The following is a 15,671-nucleotide window of genomic DNA, read 5'->3' as shown; positions in this document are numbered from 1 at the left end:
CGGTGCCATCAGTGTTGTTGTTTTATCGGGAATTCATCGGGAAATAGTGGAAAGATTACCAGGAACGATCAAACGATTTGCGATCAGTGCTGAAAGAAATATCTGGCTAATTGCATGCAAACGCTGCGCCAGTGCCACAGGGCGTGTATAATAGACAGGATATTGTCCCCGCTCTTTACTCAATTCAAGATAATCATGGCCCAAGGTACACTGTTTATTGTTTCCGCCCCTAGTGGTGCGGGTAAATCCAGCCTGATTCAGGCGCTGTTAAAAACACAGCCTCTGTATGACACTCAGGTCTCTGTTTCCCATACCACCAGGGATATGCGTCCTGGCGAGGTTCAGGGTGATCACTATTTTTTCATCTCTAAGGATGAGTTTCGTGCCATGATCGCTGACGGAGCCTTTCTGGAGTATGCTGAGGTGTTCGGGAATTATTACGGCACGTCCCGTAAAGCAATCGAGCAGGTATTGTCTACCGGGGTCGATGTGTTTCTGGATATTGACTGGCAGGGAGCACAGCAAATCCGCCAGCACATGCCCACTGCACGGTCAATTTTTGTCCTGCCGCCATCAAAAGATGAATTAGATCGTCGTCTGAGAGGCCGTGGTCAGGACAGCGAACAAGTTATCGAAAAACGTATGGCAAAAGCGGTAGATGAAATGAGTCATTATGCAGAGTACGATTATCTGATTGTTAATGACGATTTTGATCTGGCGCTATCGGATCTGAAAACCATCATTCGTGCAGAACGTCTGCGAATGGGGCGTCAGAAAGCCCGTCATGATGCATTAATCAGCAAATTATTGGCACACTGAAGCAGCTTTCAGTATTATGCCCAGTCATTTCCTCATCTGTGGAGTAGCACACTTATGGCACGCGTAACCGTTCAGGACGCAGTAGAAAAAGTTGGAAACCGTTTTGACCTGGTATTGGTCGCTGCACGTCGTGCGCGTCAGATGCAGGTAGGTGGTAAAGATGCCCTGGTTCCGGAAGAGAACGACAAACCTACCGTTATCGCATTACGTGAAATCGAAGAAGGTTTGATCACCAGCCAGATTCTGGATGTCCGTGATCGTCAGGAACAGCATGAGCAGGAAGCAGCCGAACTTCAGGCCGTCACCGCCATTGCTGAAGGTCGTCGTTAATCTGACTGTGCAGGCCGCCCTTGTATCTGTTTGAAAGCCTCAATCAACTGATTGAAAAATATCTGCCTGAAGACCAAATAAAACGTCTCAGGCAGGCTTACCTTGTTGCTCGTGATGCTCATGAGGGCCAGACCCGTTCCAGCGGTGAACCTTATATTACGCATCCGGTTGCTGTTGCCTGTATCCTGGCAGAAATGAAACTCGACCATGAAACACTGATGGCCGCGTTACTACACGATGTTATTGAAGATACCCCGGCAACCTTCCAGGATATGGAACAGCTGTTTGGTACCAGTGTTGCAGAGCTGGTCGAAGGTGTATCCAAACTGGATAAACTGAAATTCCGCGACAAGAAAGAGGCTCAGGCAGAAAACTTCCGCAAGATGATTATGGCCATGGTGCAGGACATCAGGGTTATTTTGATCAAGCTGGCAGACCGGACACATAACATGCGGACCCTGGGTTCGTTGCGTCCGGACAAACGGCGGCGCATCGCCTTAGAAACGCTTGAGATTTACAGCCCGTTAGCCCACAGGCTGGGGATTCATCACCTGAAAACCGAGCTGGAAGAACTTGGTTTTGAGGCGTTGTACCCAAATCGTTTCCGCGTCATTAAAGAAGTGGTGAAAGCCGCACGCGGTAACCGTAAAGAGATGATTCAGAAAATCCTGGCCGAAATCGACGGCCGGCTACAGGAAGCCGGTATTGACTGCCGCGTCAGTGGCCGCGAGAAACATCTCTACTCGATTTATCAGAAAATGCATCTTAAAGAGCAGCGTTTTCATTCCATTATGGATATCTACGCCTTTCGCGTGATCGTGAAAGATGTGGACACCTGCTACCGTGTACTGGGACAGATGCACAGTCTGTATAAACCCCGGCCGGGTCGCGTCAAAGATTATATCGCCATTCCCAAAGCTAACGGCTATCAGTCACTGCATACCTCAATGATTGGCCCACACGGTGTGCCGGTAGAAGTACAGATTCGTACCGAAGATATGGATCAGATGGCAGAGATGGGTGTGGCAGCACACTGGGCATATAAGCAACAAGGCGAAAGTGGCACCACCACGGCTCAGGTTCGCGCGCAACGCTGGCTGCAGAGCCTGCTGGAACTGCAGCAAAGCGCCGGAAACTCGTTTGAATTTATCGAAAGCGTTAAATCGGATCTGTTCCCCGACGAAATTTATGTGTTTACCCCGGAAGGTCGCATCGTGGAGCTGCCTGCAGGTGCCACTCCGGTCGATTTCGCCTATGCCGTGCATACCGATATCGGCCACGCGTGCGTCGGTGCGCGGGTAGACCGCCAACCTTATCCGCTATCACAATCACTGACCAGCGGTCAGACGGTAGAAATTATCACCGCCCCGGGTGCCCGACCGAATGCGGCATGGTTAAATTTTGTCGTCAGTTCGAAAGCTCGCGCTAAAATTCGCCAGTTACTGAAAAACCTGAAACGCGAAGAGTCCGTCAGCCTGGGCCGCCGATTGTTGAGTCATGCGCTGGGGGGCAGTAAAAAGCTAGCCGAAGTTCCGCAGGAAAATATCCGACAGGAACTGGAGAGGATGAAACTGGCCAGTCTGGACGATCTGCTGGCAGAAATTGGTCTGGGTAACGCCATGAGTGTGGTGGTGGCTAAAAATCTGCTCCCGGGAGAAGCCCCGGAAGCCATGCCGCAGGCATCGTCCAAAAAGCATAAATTGCCGATCAAAGGCGCTGACGGGGTGCTGATTACCTTCGCTAAATGTTGCCGTCCTATCCCTGGTGACCCTATTGTGGCCCACGTGAGTCCGGGTAAAGGACTGGTAGTGCATCACGACTCCTGCCGGAATATTCGTGGCTACCAGAAAGAGGCCGAGAAATTTATGCCGGTCGAATGGGATGACAGCGGTGTCACTCAGGATTTCGTCACCGAAATTAAAGTCGATATGCTGAATCATCAGGGAGCCCTGGCTAATCTGACTGCGGCAATCAATGCCAGCCAGTCGAATATTCAGAGCCTGAATACCGAGGAACGTGACGGCCGGGTCTACAGCGCCTATATGCGTCTCACGGTCCGCGACCGTATCCATCTGGCAGATATTATGCGGAAAATCCGTGTCATGCCGGATGTTATAAAAGTACACCGGAATCGTAATTAGTGGCATGAACAACCAACGTTTTTCACGGATCTCAGAAATGCTGGCTCGCCGCCAGCACGACCTGACAGTCTGCATGGAGCAGGTGCACAAACCTCACAATGTTTCGGCAGTGATCCGCACAGCAGATGCGGTGGGCATTCATCATGTTCATGCGGTATGGCCGGGCGAGCGGATGCGGACAATGGTATCGTCATCGGCCGGCAGTAACAGCTGGGTGAAAGTGATCACTCATCGCACCATCGGGGATGCGGTAAATACTGTCAAAGCCCGGGGAATGCAAGTGCTGGCCACGCATCTGTCCGACAAAGCCATCGATTTCCGAGAAATTGATTATACCCGCCCAACCTGCATTCTGATGGGTCAGGAAAAAACCGGAATTACCCGCGAAGCTCTGGCGTTGGCCGATCAGGATATTATTATCCCGATGCTCGGCATGGTGCAGTCTCTGAACGTGTCGGTCGCTTCAGCACTTATCCTGTATGAAGCACAGCGACAGCGACAGATTGCCGGCATGTACCAACGAGATCACTGCCTGCTGGACGAAGAAGAACAACAACGGCTGTTGTTTGAAGGTGGTTATCCGGTGCTGGCGCGGGTGGCGAAACAGAAACGTTTGCCCTATCCTCACATTAATCGTGACGGAGAAATTGAAGCGACCGATGACTGGTGGTCCGCTATGCAGGCCACCGAACGTAGCCGAAAACAGAAACTATGAAAGGCCGCCTGCTCGACGCCATCCCGCTGAATACCCTGACCGGCGTCGGCGCCAGCCAGGCGGCTAAACTCGCCAAACTGGGCCTGCATACTTTGCAGGACCTGCTGCTACATCTGCCGGTGCGTTATGAAGACCGCACCCGCCTCTACCGGATTAATGATTTGCTGCCCGGGATTTATGCCACAGTTGAAGGTGAAGTATTGTCCACCGAGGTTACGTTTGGCAGGCGGCGGATGCTGGTGTGCCAGATCAGTGATGGCAGCGGAATTGTGACCCTGCGATTTTTCAACTTCAATGCCGGCATGAAGAATAATCTGTCGACCGGCAGTCATGTGGTCGCTTACGGTGAAATCAAACGCGGCCAGCGCGGTGCCGAGATTATCCATCCGGAGTACCGGATCACTGGTCAGCAAAATGTCACTGAATTGCAGGAAACCCTGACACCGGTCTATCCGACGACCGAAGGGATACGGCAGGCTACGCTGCGTAAACTGACTGATCAGGCACTAGAACTACTGGAAAATTGCCCGGTGAGTGAGCTGTTGCCGCCGGAGCTCAATAGCGGAATGATGTCACTGACTGCGGCATTAAAAATTCTTCATCGTCCACCTCCGGAAATGGAACTCGCCGATCTGGAGCATGGAAAACATCCCGCTCAGCAACGGCTGATTACCGAAGAACTGTTGGCTCATAATCTGAGTATGCTGGCAGTTCGTGCCGGAGCTCAGCGTCATCGTGCGCTGTCAATCCCTCCTCACCGCCCGCTAACTCAACGCTTTCTTGCCTCATTGCCTTTCAGCCCAACAGGTGCTCAGCAACGTGTTGTCAAAGAGATTGAGCAGGATTTATCGCACGATTATCCGATGCTGCGGCTGGTTCAGGGTGATGTAGGCTCAGGGAAAACCCTGGTGGCTGCGCTGACAGCGCTGAATGTGATTGCCAGTGGTCATCAGGTCGCTCTGATGGCTCCGACAGAACTGCTGGCAGAGCAACATGCCACTAATTTCCGACACTGGCTGGCCCCGCTTGGAATTGAGGCTGGCTGGCTGGCGGGTAAACAAAAAGGAAAAGCCCGTCAGGCACAACAGGAAGCTATTGCTTCCGGTGAAGTGCAGATGATTGTCGGAACTCACGCTCTGTTCCAGGAACAGGTGAAATTTCATTCGCTGGCATTGGTGATCATCGATGAACAACACCGGTTCGGGGTACATCAGCGTCTGGCGTTACGTGAGAAAGGTGAGCAACAGGGGTTCCATCCCCATCAGCTGATTATGACAGCCACACCCATCCCGCGTACCCTGGCAATGACGGCCTACGCGGACCTGGATACCTCAACCATCGATGAACTGCCCCCCGGGCGCACACCTGTGACCACGGTGGCTATTCCTGATACCCGGCGGGAAGAGATTATTCGTCGTGTGGAACAGGCTTGTCAGCAGGGACGTCAGGCATACTGGGTATGTACCCTGATTGAGGAATCAGATCAACTGGAGGCCCAGGCGGCGGAAGCGACCTGTCAGGAGCTACAACTGGCACTGCCTGACATGAAAATTGGCCTGGTCCATGGCCGGATGAAACCTGCAGAAAAGCAGGCAGTGATGCAGCAGTTTAAAGAAAATCAATTGCAGTTGCTGGTCGCCACGACGGTAATTGAGGTCGGGGTAGATGTTCCTAATGCCAGCCTGATGATTATTGAAAACCCTGAACGACTGGGGCTGGCTCAGTTACATCAGCTGCGTGGACGTGTTGGTCGGGGAGCAGTCGCATCCCACTGCGTATTGTTATACAAAGCCCCCCTTAGCCATACTGCTCAAAAACGGCTGCAGGTGTTGCGTGACAGTAATGATGGTTTTGTCATCGCCCAGCAAGACCTGGAAATTCGTGGGCCGGGCGAACTGCTTGGTACCCGGCAAACCGGAAATGCCGAATTTAAAGTCGCTGATTTATTGCGTGATCAGGCAATGATCCCCGGGATACAGCGCACTGCCCGGCATCTTCACCAGAAATACCCGCAGCAGGCTGCCGCGCTGATTGACCGCTGGCTCCCGGCGACCGAACGCTTTACCAATGTTTGATTTTTACGCCCTGCCCCCGGCAAACGTTTGCTTTTAGTCTACAGATAATTACAATCGCTTTCTTTTCGGTTATCAGGAATGGTTTTAATGTCTTCCGACGCTCCGCTGAACCCTCAGCCCTCACCTTCCCGTAGTGAACTGGTTTACCGGCTGGATGATCGGCCACCGCTGCCCCAGGCGTTGTTTGCCGCATTACAGCACCTTCTGGCGATGTTTGTGGCAGTAATTACGCCGGCACTATTGATCTGTCAGGCGCTGGGATTACCGGCAGACGATACCCGGCACATTATCAGCATGTCATTATTCGCTTCAGGTGTGGCTTCTGCACTGCAAATTAAAACCTGGGGACCGGTCGGCTCAGGACTATTATCCATTCAGGGCACCAGTTTTAATTTTGTTTCGCCACTGATTATGGGCGGACTGGCGTTAAAACATGGCGGGGCCGATACTAACACCATGATGGCCGCGCTATTCGGTACCCTGATGCTCGCCTCTTGTACCGAAATGCTGCTGTCCCGGATTCTGCCTTATGCCCGCAGGGTGATAACCCCACTGGTCTCTGGAATCGTGGTGATGATCATCGGGTTATCCCTGATACAGGTCGGGCTTACCTCGATTGGCGGGGGCTTTACCGCTCTGAGCAACCATACCTTCGGTGCTCCGGCTAATTTACTGCTGGCCAGGGTGGTTTTACTGACTATCATTATCCTGAACCGCCAGAAAAATCCTTATCTGCGCATCGCATCTCTGGTTATCGCGATGGCTATTGGTTATCTGCTCGCCTGGGCACTGCATATGCTTCCGGTCAGCGAACCTGTCACTGATGCTCCGTTAATCATGATCCCAAAACCATTCTATTACGGTCTGGGCATTGACTGGAATCTGCTGCTACCTCTGATGCTGGTATTTATGGTGACCTCTCTGGAAACCATCGGCGACATTACCGCGACTTCTGACGTTTCAGAGCAACCAGTTAGCGGCCCACTGTATATGAAACGCCTGAAAGGTGGTGTATTAGCTAACGGTCTGAATTCTTGCGTATCTGCCCTGTTTAATACCTTCCCGAATTCCTGCTTCGGTCAAAATAACGGCGTAATTCAACTGACCGGTGTCGCCAGCCGGTATGTTGGATTTCTGGTGTCGCTGATGCTGATCCTGCTGGGTCTTTTCCCGGCTGTCAGTGGCGTGGTTCAGCATATCCCGGATCCGGTACTGGGAGGTGCGACTCTGGTCATGTTTGGTACCATCGCGGCATCCGGGGTTCGTATTATTGCCCGTGAAGCTATCGACCGCCGTGCCATTATGATTATCGCCATCTCCCTGGCCGTTGGCCTCGGAGTTTCCCAGCAACCATTGATTCTGCAGTTTGCTCCGGACTGGCTGAAGACACTGTTATCCTCGGGTATTGCTGCAGGTGGGATCACCGCTATTATTCTTAATCTGATTTTTCCTGTCACTGCCAGCGAAAAGTAATTGTTGCCCTGCCTCCCTGTTACGGGGAGGCGTAAACAGCCGAATTCGGCTGTTACTTTACCGTCTTGTCGTTCGTTCTTTCCGATTTTTTGCCAATAACCAGTATGTTCAACATTGAGGTCTGTCAGAAATTCAGGCATAACAGGCAGTAGCTCATTCTCAGGATTCAGGACAGACAAAATGAAATTTATTGGAAAATTTTTCCTGATACTGCTGCTCATCCTGTTGCTGTTACTCGTTGCTGCCTGGTTTGCACTGAAAAGCACCTGGGGCGCAGGCACGCTCAGCCGCTGGATTAGCGACGATACTGCTTATCATCTGTCTATTGGCAGAATAAGGCATTCTTTAAGCTCGCCGTTGGTTGTTACTCTGGAGGATTTTACCTTCGGCAATGACGGGCAACCGGCCATGGTAGTTGCCAGTAAAGTGACGCTGGGACTCTCTTTACTGCAATTCAGTGATCCGTCGCATTTTGACAGCCTGCAACTAAGCGACGGTGAAATCGACCTGGGGAACATTCGTCCTGGCACCGGTTTCCCGTTACAGGCCAATCATCTCTATCTGAATAACATCAGCGTTGTTCAACCGGATGTCAGTAACAGCTATCAGGCTAATGAAACCACCGCGGAAATTACTCCCTGGAAACCCTCACAGTCTCAAATGCTGGGCAACAATTATAGTTTCCATATTGGCATCGGTCAGTTGATGCTGGGGCAGCAGCATCTGGCAAATATCAGTGCCCGTGGTTCAGTCTCGCCACAGAAACTGATGCTGGATAATGTTAACGGTGATGCTGAACGAGGCACATTCTCGGGTTCGGCTATTCACGAAGCAGACCGCTGGCAGATCCTGCAACTGAATCTGCAGAACACCCGGTTCCAGACCTCGAAAAGCCTGCCTGAGTTGTTGGCCCCGCTGGAACAACACAATATTCAACCGGGCCAGGTGTCGGTCAGCCATGCCACCATTGTAGGCCCGGACTGGGCCGTGACCGATCTGAATCTGCAACTGAATAATCCGCAAATTCCCGACAGCACATTTCTGGCCGGGGGCGGAAAACTCTCAGTACAGGCCAGTGACTTTGTCTGGGGAACCCAGGAATTCGCCCAGCCACAGGCTACGATGGAACAAACGGCTCAGGGGTTGAATATCAGTAACTTCACTACCCATTGGGTTAACGGCACCGTGACCGCCAACGGTACGTGGTCCTCAGACAGCCGGCAACTGGCGGTGGATAATCTTTCACTGACAGGGCTTGAATATACGCTGCCAGAAGACTGGCGACAGTTCTGGCAGGCTCCTCTGCCTGACTGGCTGGATTCGGTACTGATTCGTAACCTCACGATTAACAACTCACTGGTCATTGATATTAACCCTGACTTCCCTTTCCAGATGACGGCCTTGCATGCCTCCGGAAATCAGTTATTGCTGGCTCAAAATCACCAATGGGGAATCTGGTCAGGGGATAGTGAGTGGCAGGCCGCTGAAGCGACCTTTAACCGTCAGGATATTCGTGCACCCTGGTTAAAATTACACGCAGATGCCAGGGGGATTAGTATCAATGACTTCAAAATGCTGGTGAATAAAGGGCCTATGGTAGGTAGTGCGCAGATCTCCCAGCAACCCACACGTAACTTTAGTGTGAATCTGCGTGGGCAGTCAGTTCCGGTGAACATGTTTGCGGACTGGGGATGGCCGGTAACCAGCGTGACCGGCCTGGGTAACCTGACTCTGAATGCCACCGGTAGTCTGCAGGCTGGCAAACCGTTGGCCCCGACGGTGAATGGTTCACTAAGTATTGCTACGGATGCAGGTACGGTTCAACAAACCATGCAGAGCGGGAGCATTCAGTAACTGTATCACGGTGAAGCTCTCCATCGTGGAGAGCCTCACCGTGAACAGGGCAACTTAATCAATCCCTGACCCACCCTGCTCCAGGGTCCGCAGCGGATCGGCAGGCAGGACGATGTAGACACCTTCAAATACCGCACCGGTTTCATCGTCCCCGGAAAGGGAAACATCCAGCCGGACTCTGGCCTTGCGACCGCGGGCAAGACGGTCCAGGTCACCACGCAGTGACCCCAAATCCGCCTCAGCACCGGGACGCCCGGTAATCGGTTTACTGTAACGGATATGAGCATCCGCCAGAATAATCGTGCCGCCAAGGTGGCGTTCACGTAGCAATAACCAGATCAGCCCCCAACCAGTGAGAGTTGCCAGTGAAAACAGGCTACCGGCAAATAAGGTGTGATGAGGGTTTTGATTGCCCGCTTCCGGCATAGTGGTAATAAATTTCCGGCCGGTATATTGAAGTATTCTCACCCCCATCTTCTCGCTAAGCGGAATATGATCGTACCAGGCTTGCTGTAACTGCCCGCACCAGTCAGCACGATGCAGGATATCATCCATCGTCACTATCGGTTTAATCATCAGGAAGTGACGAATCGGGGTGGTTTGCGCCGCTATGATCTCGCCCTGATTCACATAGCCGAGTTTAGCAAAGAATTCGACGGCATCCTCCCTGGCACTACAGGTCACCCGTTTTACCCCTTCCTGACGAGCGACGGATTCCAGAGTCATGATAAGCAGAGTGCCGAGGCCTTTTCCTCTGACCAGTGGGTCCACCGCCACAAACCGGATGGAAGCTTCATTATCGGCATTAATATACAGCCTTCCGACTGCAACCGGCTGATCATTTTCATCCACCACCATCTGATGATGTGCTGTGGCATCCCAGGCTTCACGTTCGGAGCCTTCGGGTTGTTTCAGTGGCTTACGCAGCATTTCCCAACGAAAATGAAAGTAAGTTTCCAGTTCCGGTGGCGTTTGAGGGACGCGTAAATGGTACATAAACTGATTCTCCCTGTTGCCGGATAGATTCGCCGGCGGAGCGACGGCCAGAGGTTCATTCATACCTGCAACCAGAAGGTTACCGGTCCGTCATTAACCAGGCTGACCTGCATATCTGCCGCAAACCGACCATTTTCAGTGTGCACACCCTGCCCGCGACAACAGTCGCTAAAATAATCGTATAACTGCCGTGCAAGTTCAGGAGTGGCGCCACCTGAAAATGATGGCCGCATACCTTTTTGTGTATCGGCGGCCAGGGTAAACTGGGACACCACCAGCAGGCTGCCATTTGCCTGTTGCAGACTCAGGTTCATTTTCCCCTGGTCGTCACTAAATACCCGGTAGCCAAGAACCCGCTCAGCTAGACGCTGTGCTTTCTTTTCATCATCATCTTTTTCAACTGCCAGTAGAACCAGCAAACCGGCAGCTATCTGCCCTGTAATTTCACCCTCTACAGTGACGCAGGCCCGGGTAACCCGCTGTATTAATGCAATCATGAAGCGTCAGACCCTTCTTTTGGAGATTGTTTTAACTGGCGATAGTGCTCAATAGAGACCGTAATCTCAGCGCCGAGTAATACAATACACCAGGTCCAATACATCCAGAGAATTAATATTGGGATTACCGCCAACACGCCATAGATCATCTGATAGGAAGGAAACATCTTGATATATAACGAAAATGCCTTCTTACCGGCTTCAAATAACACCCCGGCTACCATTGCCCCGGTCAGGGCATCCAGTGCAGCCACCTGACGGGTCGGAACTATGCTGTAAAGCAGCCAGAAAGCCAGAACCGACAGCAGTAACGGGAACACTCGTAATACCGGTTCCAGTAGCCGGATAACACCGCTGTCATTGATCCACTGAGCGGAAAGCAGAATGGAGCTCAATGCCAGGCTGGCCCCTGCCAGTAATGGCCCGAGTGTTAAAACCATCCAGTAAACGGCAAAGGAGAAAACCAAAGGCCGCTTGGTCCGGCTACGCCAGATGGTATTCAGAGCGCTGTCAATGGAGTGCATTAACAGTAAAGCCGTGACAATCAGCCCGATAGCCCCGACCGCGGTCATCCGGTTCACATTACTGACAAACCGTTCCAGATAGTCTTCCACCACCGTGCCGGCTGCCGGCACAAAATTACTGAAAATGAAGTGCTTAAACTGCACACTAACTTCTGAAAACACCGGAAACGCGGCAAACAACGCAAAAACTACAGTGGCCAGCGGGACCAGAGCCAGAAGCGATACAAAGGTCAGATTACCGGCATGTACCGTCATATTGTCTTCATCAATCCGTCGCCACAGAACGGCCAGCCATCTGAGTGGAATCTTCATCGGTAATCTCATGCTGTTGAGCTCCCTGCTGACTACAGAGACACAGGGCGGCAGAAAATACCCAGCCCCCGTGAGGATTTTCAGGAATGTACAGCCGATGAGGCAAACCATTGCCCGATAGTCTCTCGTCCGGTCACCAGCACACTGTGGATTCCGGCCTGACGGGCCGCATCGATATTGGCTTCATTATCGTCAAAGAATACGACCTCGTTGGCAGTCACCCCTTCTTTTTCCAGCACGGTCTGGTAGATCCCGGGTTCAGGTTTACGCATTTTCAATTGCTGAGAGAGATAAATCGCATCTGCTGCAGCGCTAACCTCCGGGTACTGCTGAGGCCAGAATTCACAGTGCAGATTATTGGTGTTCGATAAAATAACCACCCGATGGCCCGCAGCGCGTAATGCATTCATCCGCGCCAGGGTGTCATCCCGCACACCGACAAAAATCGCCTGCCAGCCTGCGGCAAACTGGTCATAACTCAGATTCACTTCCAGTGTTTTGCAGATGAGTTCAGCAAACTGTTGATCGGATATCTCACCACGTTCGTGCTGTTCAAAAGCTTCATCGAAGGTAAAACGATTTTGCAGCAGCGCTAAAGGCACCCCACTTAAGTGGCTCCAGACGCCCAGTGCACGATTAAAATCGATATCAACGATGACATTACCCAAATCAAAGATGTAGAGCATAGTCGCCTCCCTGGTCGCGAGTGATCTATTCAATGTAGCGGCAAATTGTCCGGGTTGACAGAAAAGACAGTCCGGAAAAAAGGTTTCAGATTTCGGTTAAGAACAGGGTCCGCCAACTGCGCTGTGACCGGCCATGTAACATTCGCAATTCACACGGCAAATCGAGTCACTGAAATAACCTTTTCAGGACAATAGTAGTCCATCCGGTACAATTTCAACAAAACGGGTCACCGTAAACCGTGACATATTTTCATCAACCGGTGGTGCTTGTGACCTGTGCATTCTGGCCTTATACCATCAGTCGATCATCTCATACAATATGCATGGCAGACCGGGCGTAGCATTACCTGCTGGTTTAAAAAGGCACAACAGAGGGTGGCTGACAGACTCAGGCTGATTACTGCGTAAGGGCAGGCAAGCCAGTCACGTCTGTTCAGAGCAACCCTGTAGGTTGCTGGTTTTCCTCTGCAGCGGCTGAGGCCTGAAAGTGACGTAAGAAATCGATAAACCCGCGGACGCGCGCCGGAACATACCGGGTATCAGGGTAGACAGCATATACCCCCTGTGCAGGAAACTGCCACTCCGGCAGCACTACTGATAATTTCCTGCAAGCCAGGTCTTCTCTGACAAGCCATTCCGGCAACAACGCAATCCCGCACCCTGCCAACGCAAAAGCCCGTAAGGCGGAGGAATTATCGGCCGACAATTTTGCCGGGTTTTCAATAGTCAGCGGAACCTGCTGCCCTCCGGAACCTTCTAATGTCCAGTGCAGAGCATCCGCTAATCCGTCATGAATAATCCAGTCGGCTTTAGCCAGTACCTCTAAGGTGTTGATTGAGTGGCTTTCCAGCCAGCGTGGGGAGGCTACCGCCAGAATCGCAAAACGATCAATAAGTGCCGCACGATAACGTGAATCAGCCAGGGTTCCCAGCCGGATAGCCACGTCGAAGCGTTCAGCAATCAGATCGGCCGGTTGTGATGAAGAGGAAAAATGTACGCGGAGCTGCGGATGCTGACTGGAGAATGCCGCCAGGGCAGGCACTACCTGCGTCTGTCCAAACTCAGGAGTGCTGGTGACTCGTAATTCACCGCTGAAGCCGCTGTGAACCATCCGCACATCACTGGCCAGCACTTCTGCCTGCTGTAGCAGTTGCTTGCCGCGCAGATATAAGGCATCACCGGCTTCCGTCAATGCCAGCCGGCGTGTGGTGCGCAGCAGCAATGAAACCCCCAGCTCAGCTTCCAACTGACGAATATTAAAGCTGACGACCGCTTTCGTCTGGCGCAACGTCGCCGCCGCTGCTGTAAAGCTGCCGGATTCCACCACTGCAATAAACATCGCGACACGCTGCAGGCTCAGCATTTATCCCCTCATTATTGTCAAAATAATTTTGATAGTTTATCACCGCCAGCAGCGTTTATCCTGTGGTGTGCAAAAGGTAAATTGTCTGCTCTTCACGGAGAGACAATCATGACCTATCGCGGCAAAGTGGCGACAGTCTATTTACTGAGCCTGTTCCTTGATCTGATTAATATGTTTATTTCGGCGGTGGCCTTTCCTGACATGTCAGTCAGTCTGCAAGCCCCTGTCGCTCATCTGGCCTGGGTAAGCAATGGTTATATTATTGGCCTGACCCTAATCATGCCGCTTAGCGCCTGGCTAAGCCGACGCTTCGGCCCACGCCGTCTGTTTCTGCTGTCATTAACCCTGTTTAGCCTGGCGACACTGGCCACAGCCGAAGCCAACAGCCTCGGTGAGCTGGTCACCTGGCGGTTTGTGCAAGGGTTAGGGGGCGGAGTATTAATACCGGTGGGTCAGGCGCTAACCTGGCATTTTTATCAGGGCAAAGAACGCACCCGCATTTCCACCCTGGTCATGATGGTCGCGTTACTTGCTCCGGCAGTGTCGCCCGCACTGGGAGGATTACTGGTAGGCTGTGCCGGCTGGCATGCGGTTTTACTGGCCAGTCTGCCGGTCTCCTTACTGACCCTGTGTTTTGCTTTTTGCTGGTTACAGGAAGACGAACGACACAGCCGTCAGTCACTGCCTGCGCCGGATACAACAGCAATACTGACCAGTGGTGGCGCATTGATCTGCCTGCTTCTGAGTCTCACCCTGTTGAGTGACAAAGACCATCTGTTGAGCGGCCTGCTGTGGCTGGTTCCGGCCATCATGCTGACCTTACTGTTTGTCCGTCGTAACCGCCGTCAGGCAAATCCGCTACTGGCACTGCATTTGTTGTCCAGCCCACTGCTGCGGTTTTCGATGCTGGTCTATCTTTGTACCCCCGGTTTTTTTATCGGCGTCAGCATCATTGCCGTATTCTGGCTGCAACAAGTTGCCGGATTGAGCGCGGCGCAGAATGGTGCCCTGATGATGGCCTGGTCTGTGGCTGCTTTTTTCGCCATCCATACCAGCGGTAAGCTGTTTCAGCGTTACGGACCCGCGCCGTTAATCATTACCGGCTGTCTGATTCAGGCGACGGGTATTGTCTGGCTCGCGGGTATCAGCCAGGCCACCTCACCTTTGGTCCTCAGTCTGTGCTATGCATTGATGGGATTTGGTGGGTCGTTGTGCAGTTCAACCGCACAAAACAGTGCTATGCAGGAGATTGACAGCCCGGAGTTGGCGGATGCCAGTGCACTGTGGAATATCAATCGTCAGCTGAGTTTTTGTTTTGGTGTTGCCCTGCTGAGTCTGTTGCTGAGCCTGTTACTGCAAACCGTGAGTCTACTGACTGCCTACAGGACCTGTTTTATCGTGGCCGCCTGCGTGACCTGCCTACCCGTGCTGGCCAGCAGGAGGCTCAGTTTCCGCCCGCACCCCCCTGTTAATGATTCACTAAGAGAACCGAAACCATGAATGACTATATAAATGAAGTGGAATGTACCCTGAAATCCCTTGAACTCTGGCTGGGTCAGGGTGAGGGAGATATCGCCAGTTTAACTGACCGTTTTGCTGACGGATTTACCATGATGACCCCGGCAGGAAGCTCTCTGGATAAAACGGGACTGAGGAGTTTCCTTCAGGCACAACAGGCCAGCCGCCGCGGGCTACGGATTACTTTCGATCAGCTAAAGATAATTCATGAATGGCCACAGGGGGCTGTCGTGTATTACCGGGAACAACAGAGCCAACAGGATGCTCCGGAAAATATTCGTTGGGCGACAGCCGTGTTCAGTCGTGAAGGAGAAATAGTTCGCTGGTTACATCTTCAGGAAACCCTACAAAACTGAACTATAAAAAAA

14 protein-coding genes are annotated in these 15,671 nt (G+C 52.2%); 9 read left to right on the top strand and 5 right to left on the bottom strand.

Annotation, left to right across the window (positions count from 1 at the left end):
* Positions 1 to 195 precede the first annotated feature (195 nt).
* From gmk to HA49_RS19090, 7 genes are all read left to right on the top strand, one after another.
* Positions 196 to 819, top strand: coding sequence for a guanylate kinase (gmk, locus tag HA49_RS19120; RefSeq protein ID WP_038016349.1), 624 nt, complete (start codon positions 196 to 198; stop codon positions 817 to 819).
* A gap of 54 nt (positions 820 to 873) precedes the next feature.
* Positions 874 to 1,149 (top strand): DNA-directed RNA polymerase subunit omega, encoded by a 276-nt coding sequence (gene rpoZ / locus HA49_RS19115; RefSeq protein WP_038016347.1) that lies wholly within the window; start codon positions 874 to 876, stop codon positions 1,147 to 1,149.
* Between the two features lie 20 nt (positions 1,150 to 1,169).
* Positions 1,170 to 3,290, top strand: a complete 2,121-nt coding sequence (gene spoT / locus HA49_RS19110; RefSeq protein ID WP_038016345.1) for a bifunctional GTP diphosphokinase/guanosine-3',5'-bis pyrophosphate 3'-pyrophosphohydrolase — start codon at positions 1,170 to 1,172, stop codon at positions 3,288 to 3,290.
* Between the two features lie 4 nt (positions 3,291 to 3,294).
* Positions 3,295 to 4,005: a tRNA (guanosine(18)-2'-O)-methyltransferase TrmH gene (gene trmH, locus HA49_RS19105; RefSeq protein WP_038016344.1), complete on the top strand. Its 711-nt coding sequence runs from the start codon at positions 3,295 to 3,297 to the stop codon at positions 4,003 to 4,005.
* The gene (gene recG / locus HA49_RS19100) at positions 4,002 to 6,080 is read left to right on the top strand and encodes an ATP-dependent DNA helicase RecG (RefSeq protein ID WP_046791916.1); all 2,079 of its coding nucleotides are present in this window, start codon (positions 4,002 to 4,004) and stop codon (positions 6,078 to 6,080) included. Before trmH ends, recG begins: the two co-directional genes overlap by 4 nt.
* Positions 6,081 to 6,167: 87 nt before the next feature.
* Positions 6,168 to 7,553 (top strand): uracil-xanthine permease family protein, encoded by a 1,386-nt coding sequence (locus HA49_RS19095; protein WP_211259086.1) that lies wholly within the window; start codon positions 6,168 to 6,170, stop codon positions 7,551 to 7,553.
* Positions 7,554 to 7,733: 180 nt separating this feature from the next.
* Positions 7,734 to 9,407 (top strand): AsmA family protein, encoded by a 1,674-nt coding sequence (locus tag HA49_RS19090; protein WP_038016339.1) that lies wholly within the window; start codon positions 7,734 to 7,736, stop codon positions 9,405 to 9,407.
* A gap of 54 nt (positions 9,408 to 9,461) precedes the next feature.
* On the opposite strand, the gene fabY is transcribed toward HA49_RS19090, so the two are convergent.
* From fabY to HA49_RS19065, 5 genes are all read right to left on the bottom strand, one after another.
* A complete protein-coding gene (gene fabY, locus HA49_RS19085) occupies positions 9,462 to 10,403 on the bottom strand; it encodes a fatty acid biosynthesis protein FabY (protein ID WP_038016706.1) in 942 nt (313 codons plus the stop codon).
* Positions 10,404 to 10,462: 59 nt separating this feature from the next.
* A complete protein-coding gene (gene dtd / locus HA49_RS19080) occupies positions 10,463 to 10,900 on the bottom strand; it encodes a D-aminoacyl-tRNA deacylase (RefSeq protein ID WP_038016336.1) in 438 nt (145 codons plus the stop codon).
* Positions 10,897 to 11,748, bottom strand: a complete 852-nt coding sequence (locus HA49_RS19075; protein WP_038016334.1) for a virulence factor BrkB family protein — start codon at positions 11,746 to 11,748, stop codon at positions 10,897 to 10,899. The genes dtd and HA49_RS19075 overlap by 4 nt, the downstream gene beginning before the upstream one ends.
* Before the next feature lie 68 nt (positions 11,749 to 11,816).
* Positions 11,817 to 12,422, bottom strand: a complete 606-nt coding sequence (gene yihX / locus HA49_RS19070; protein ID WP_038016331.1) for a glucose-1-phosphatase — start codon at positions 12,420 to 12,422, stop codon at positions 11,817 to 11,819.
* Between the two features lie 433 nt (positions 12,423 to 12,855).
* On the bottom strand, positions 12,856 to 13,785 hold the full coding sequence (locus tag HA49_RS19065) for a LysR family transcriptional regulator (RefSeq protein ID WP_046791915.1): 930 nt from the start codon (positions 13,783 to 13,785) through the stop codon (positions 12,856 to 12,858).
* Between the two features lie 108 nt (positions 13,786 to 13,893).
* Here HA49_RS19065 and HA49_RS19060 point away from each other — a divergent pair, with 108 nt between their 5' ends.
* Complete coding sequence (locus tag HA49_RS19060; RefSeq protein ID WP_046791914.1) at positions 13,894 to 15,285, top strand: MFS transporter; 1,392 nt, start codon at positions 13,894 to 13,896, stop codon at positions 15,283 to 15,285.
* Positions 15,282 to 15,659 (top strand): DUF4440 domain-containing protein, encoded by a 378-nt coding sequence (locus tag HA49_RS19055; RefSeq protein WP_038016329.1) that lies wholly within the window; start codon positions 15,282 to 15,284, stop codon positions 15,657 to 15,659. The genes HA49_RS19060 and HA49_RS19055 overlap by 4 nt, the downstream gene beginning before the upstream one ends.
* Positions 15,660 to 15,671 lie beyond the last annotated feature (12 nt).

It is taken from the genome of Tatumella morbirosei (assembly GCF_000757425.2).
GTDB classification, from domain to species: Bacteria; Pseudomonadota; Gammaproteobacteria; order Enterobacterales; family Enterobacteriaceae; genus Tatumella; species Tatumella morbirosei.
This window is presented reverse-complemented; position numbering and strand designations above follow the sequence as displayed.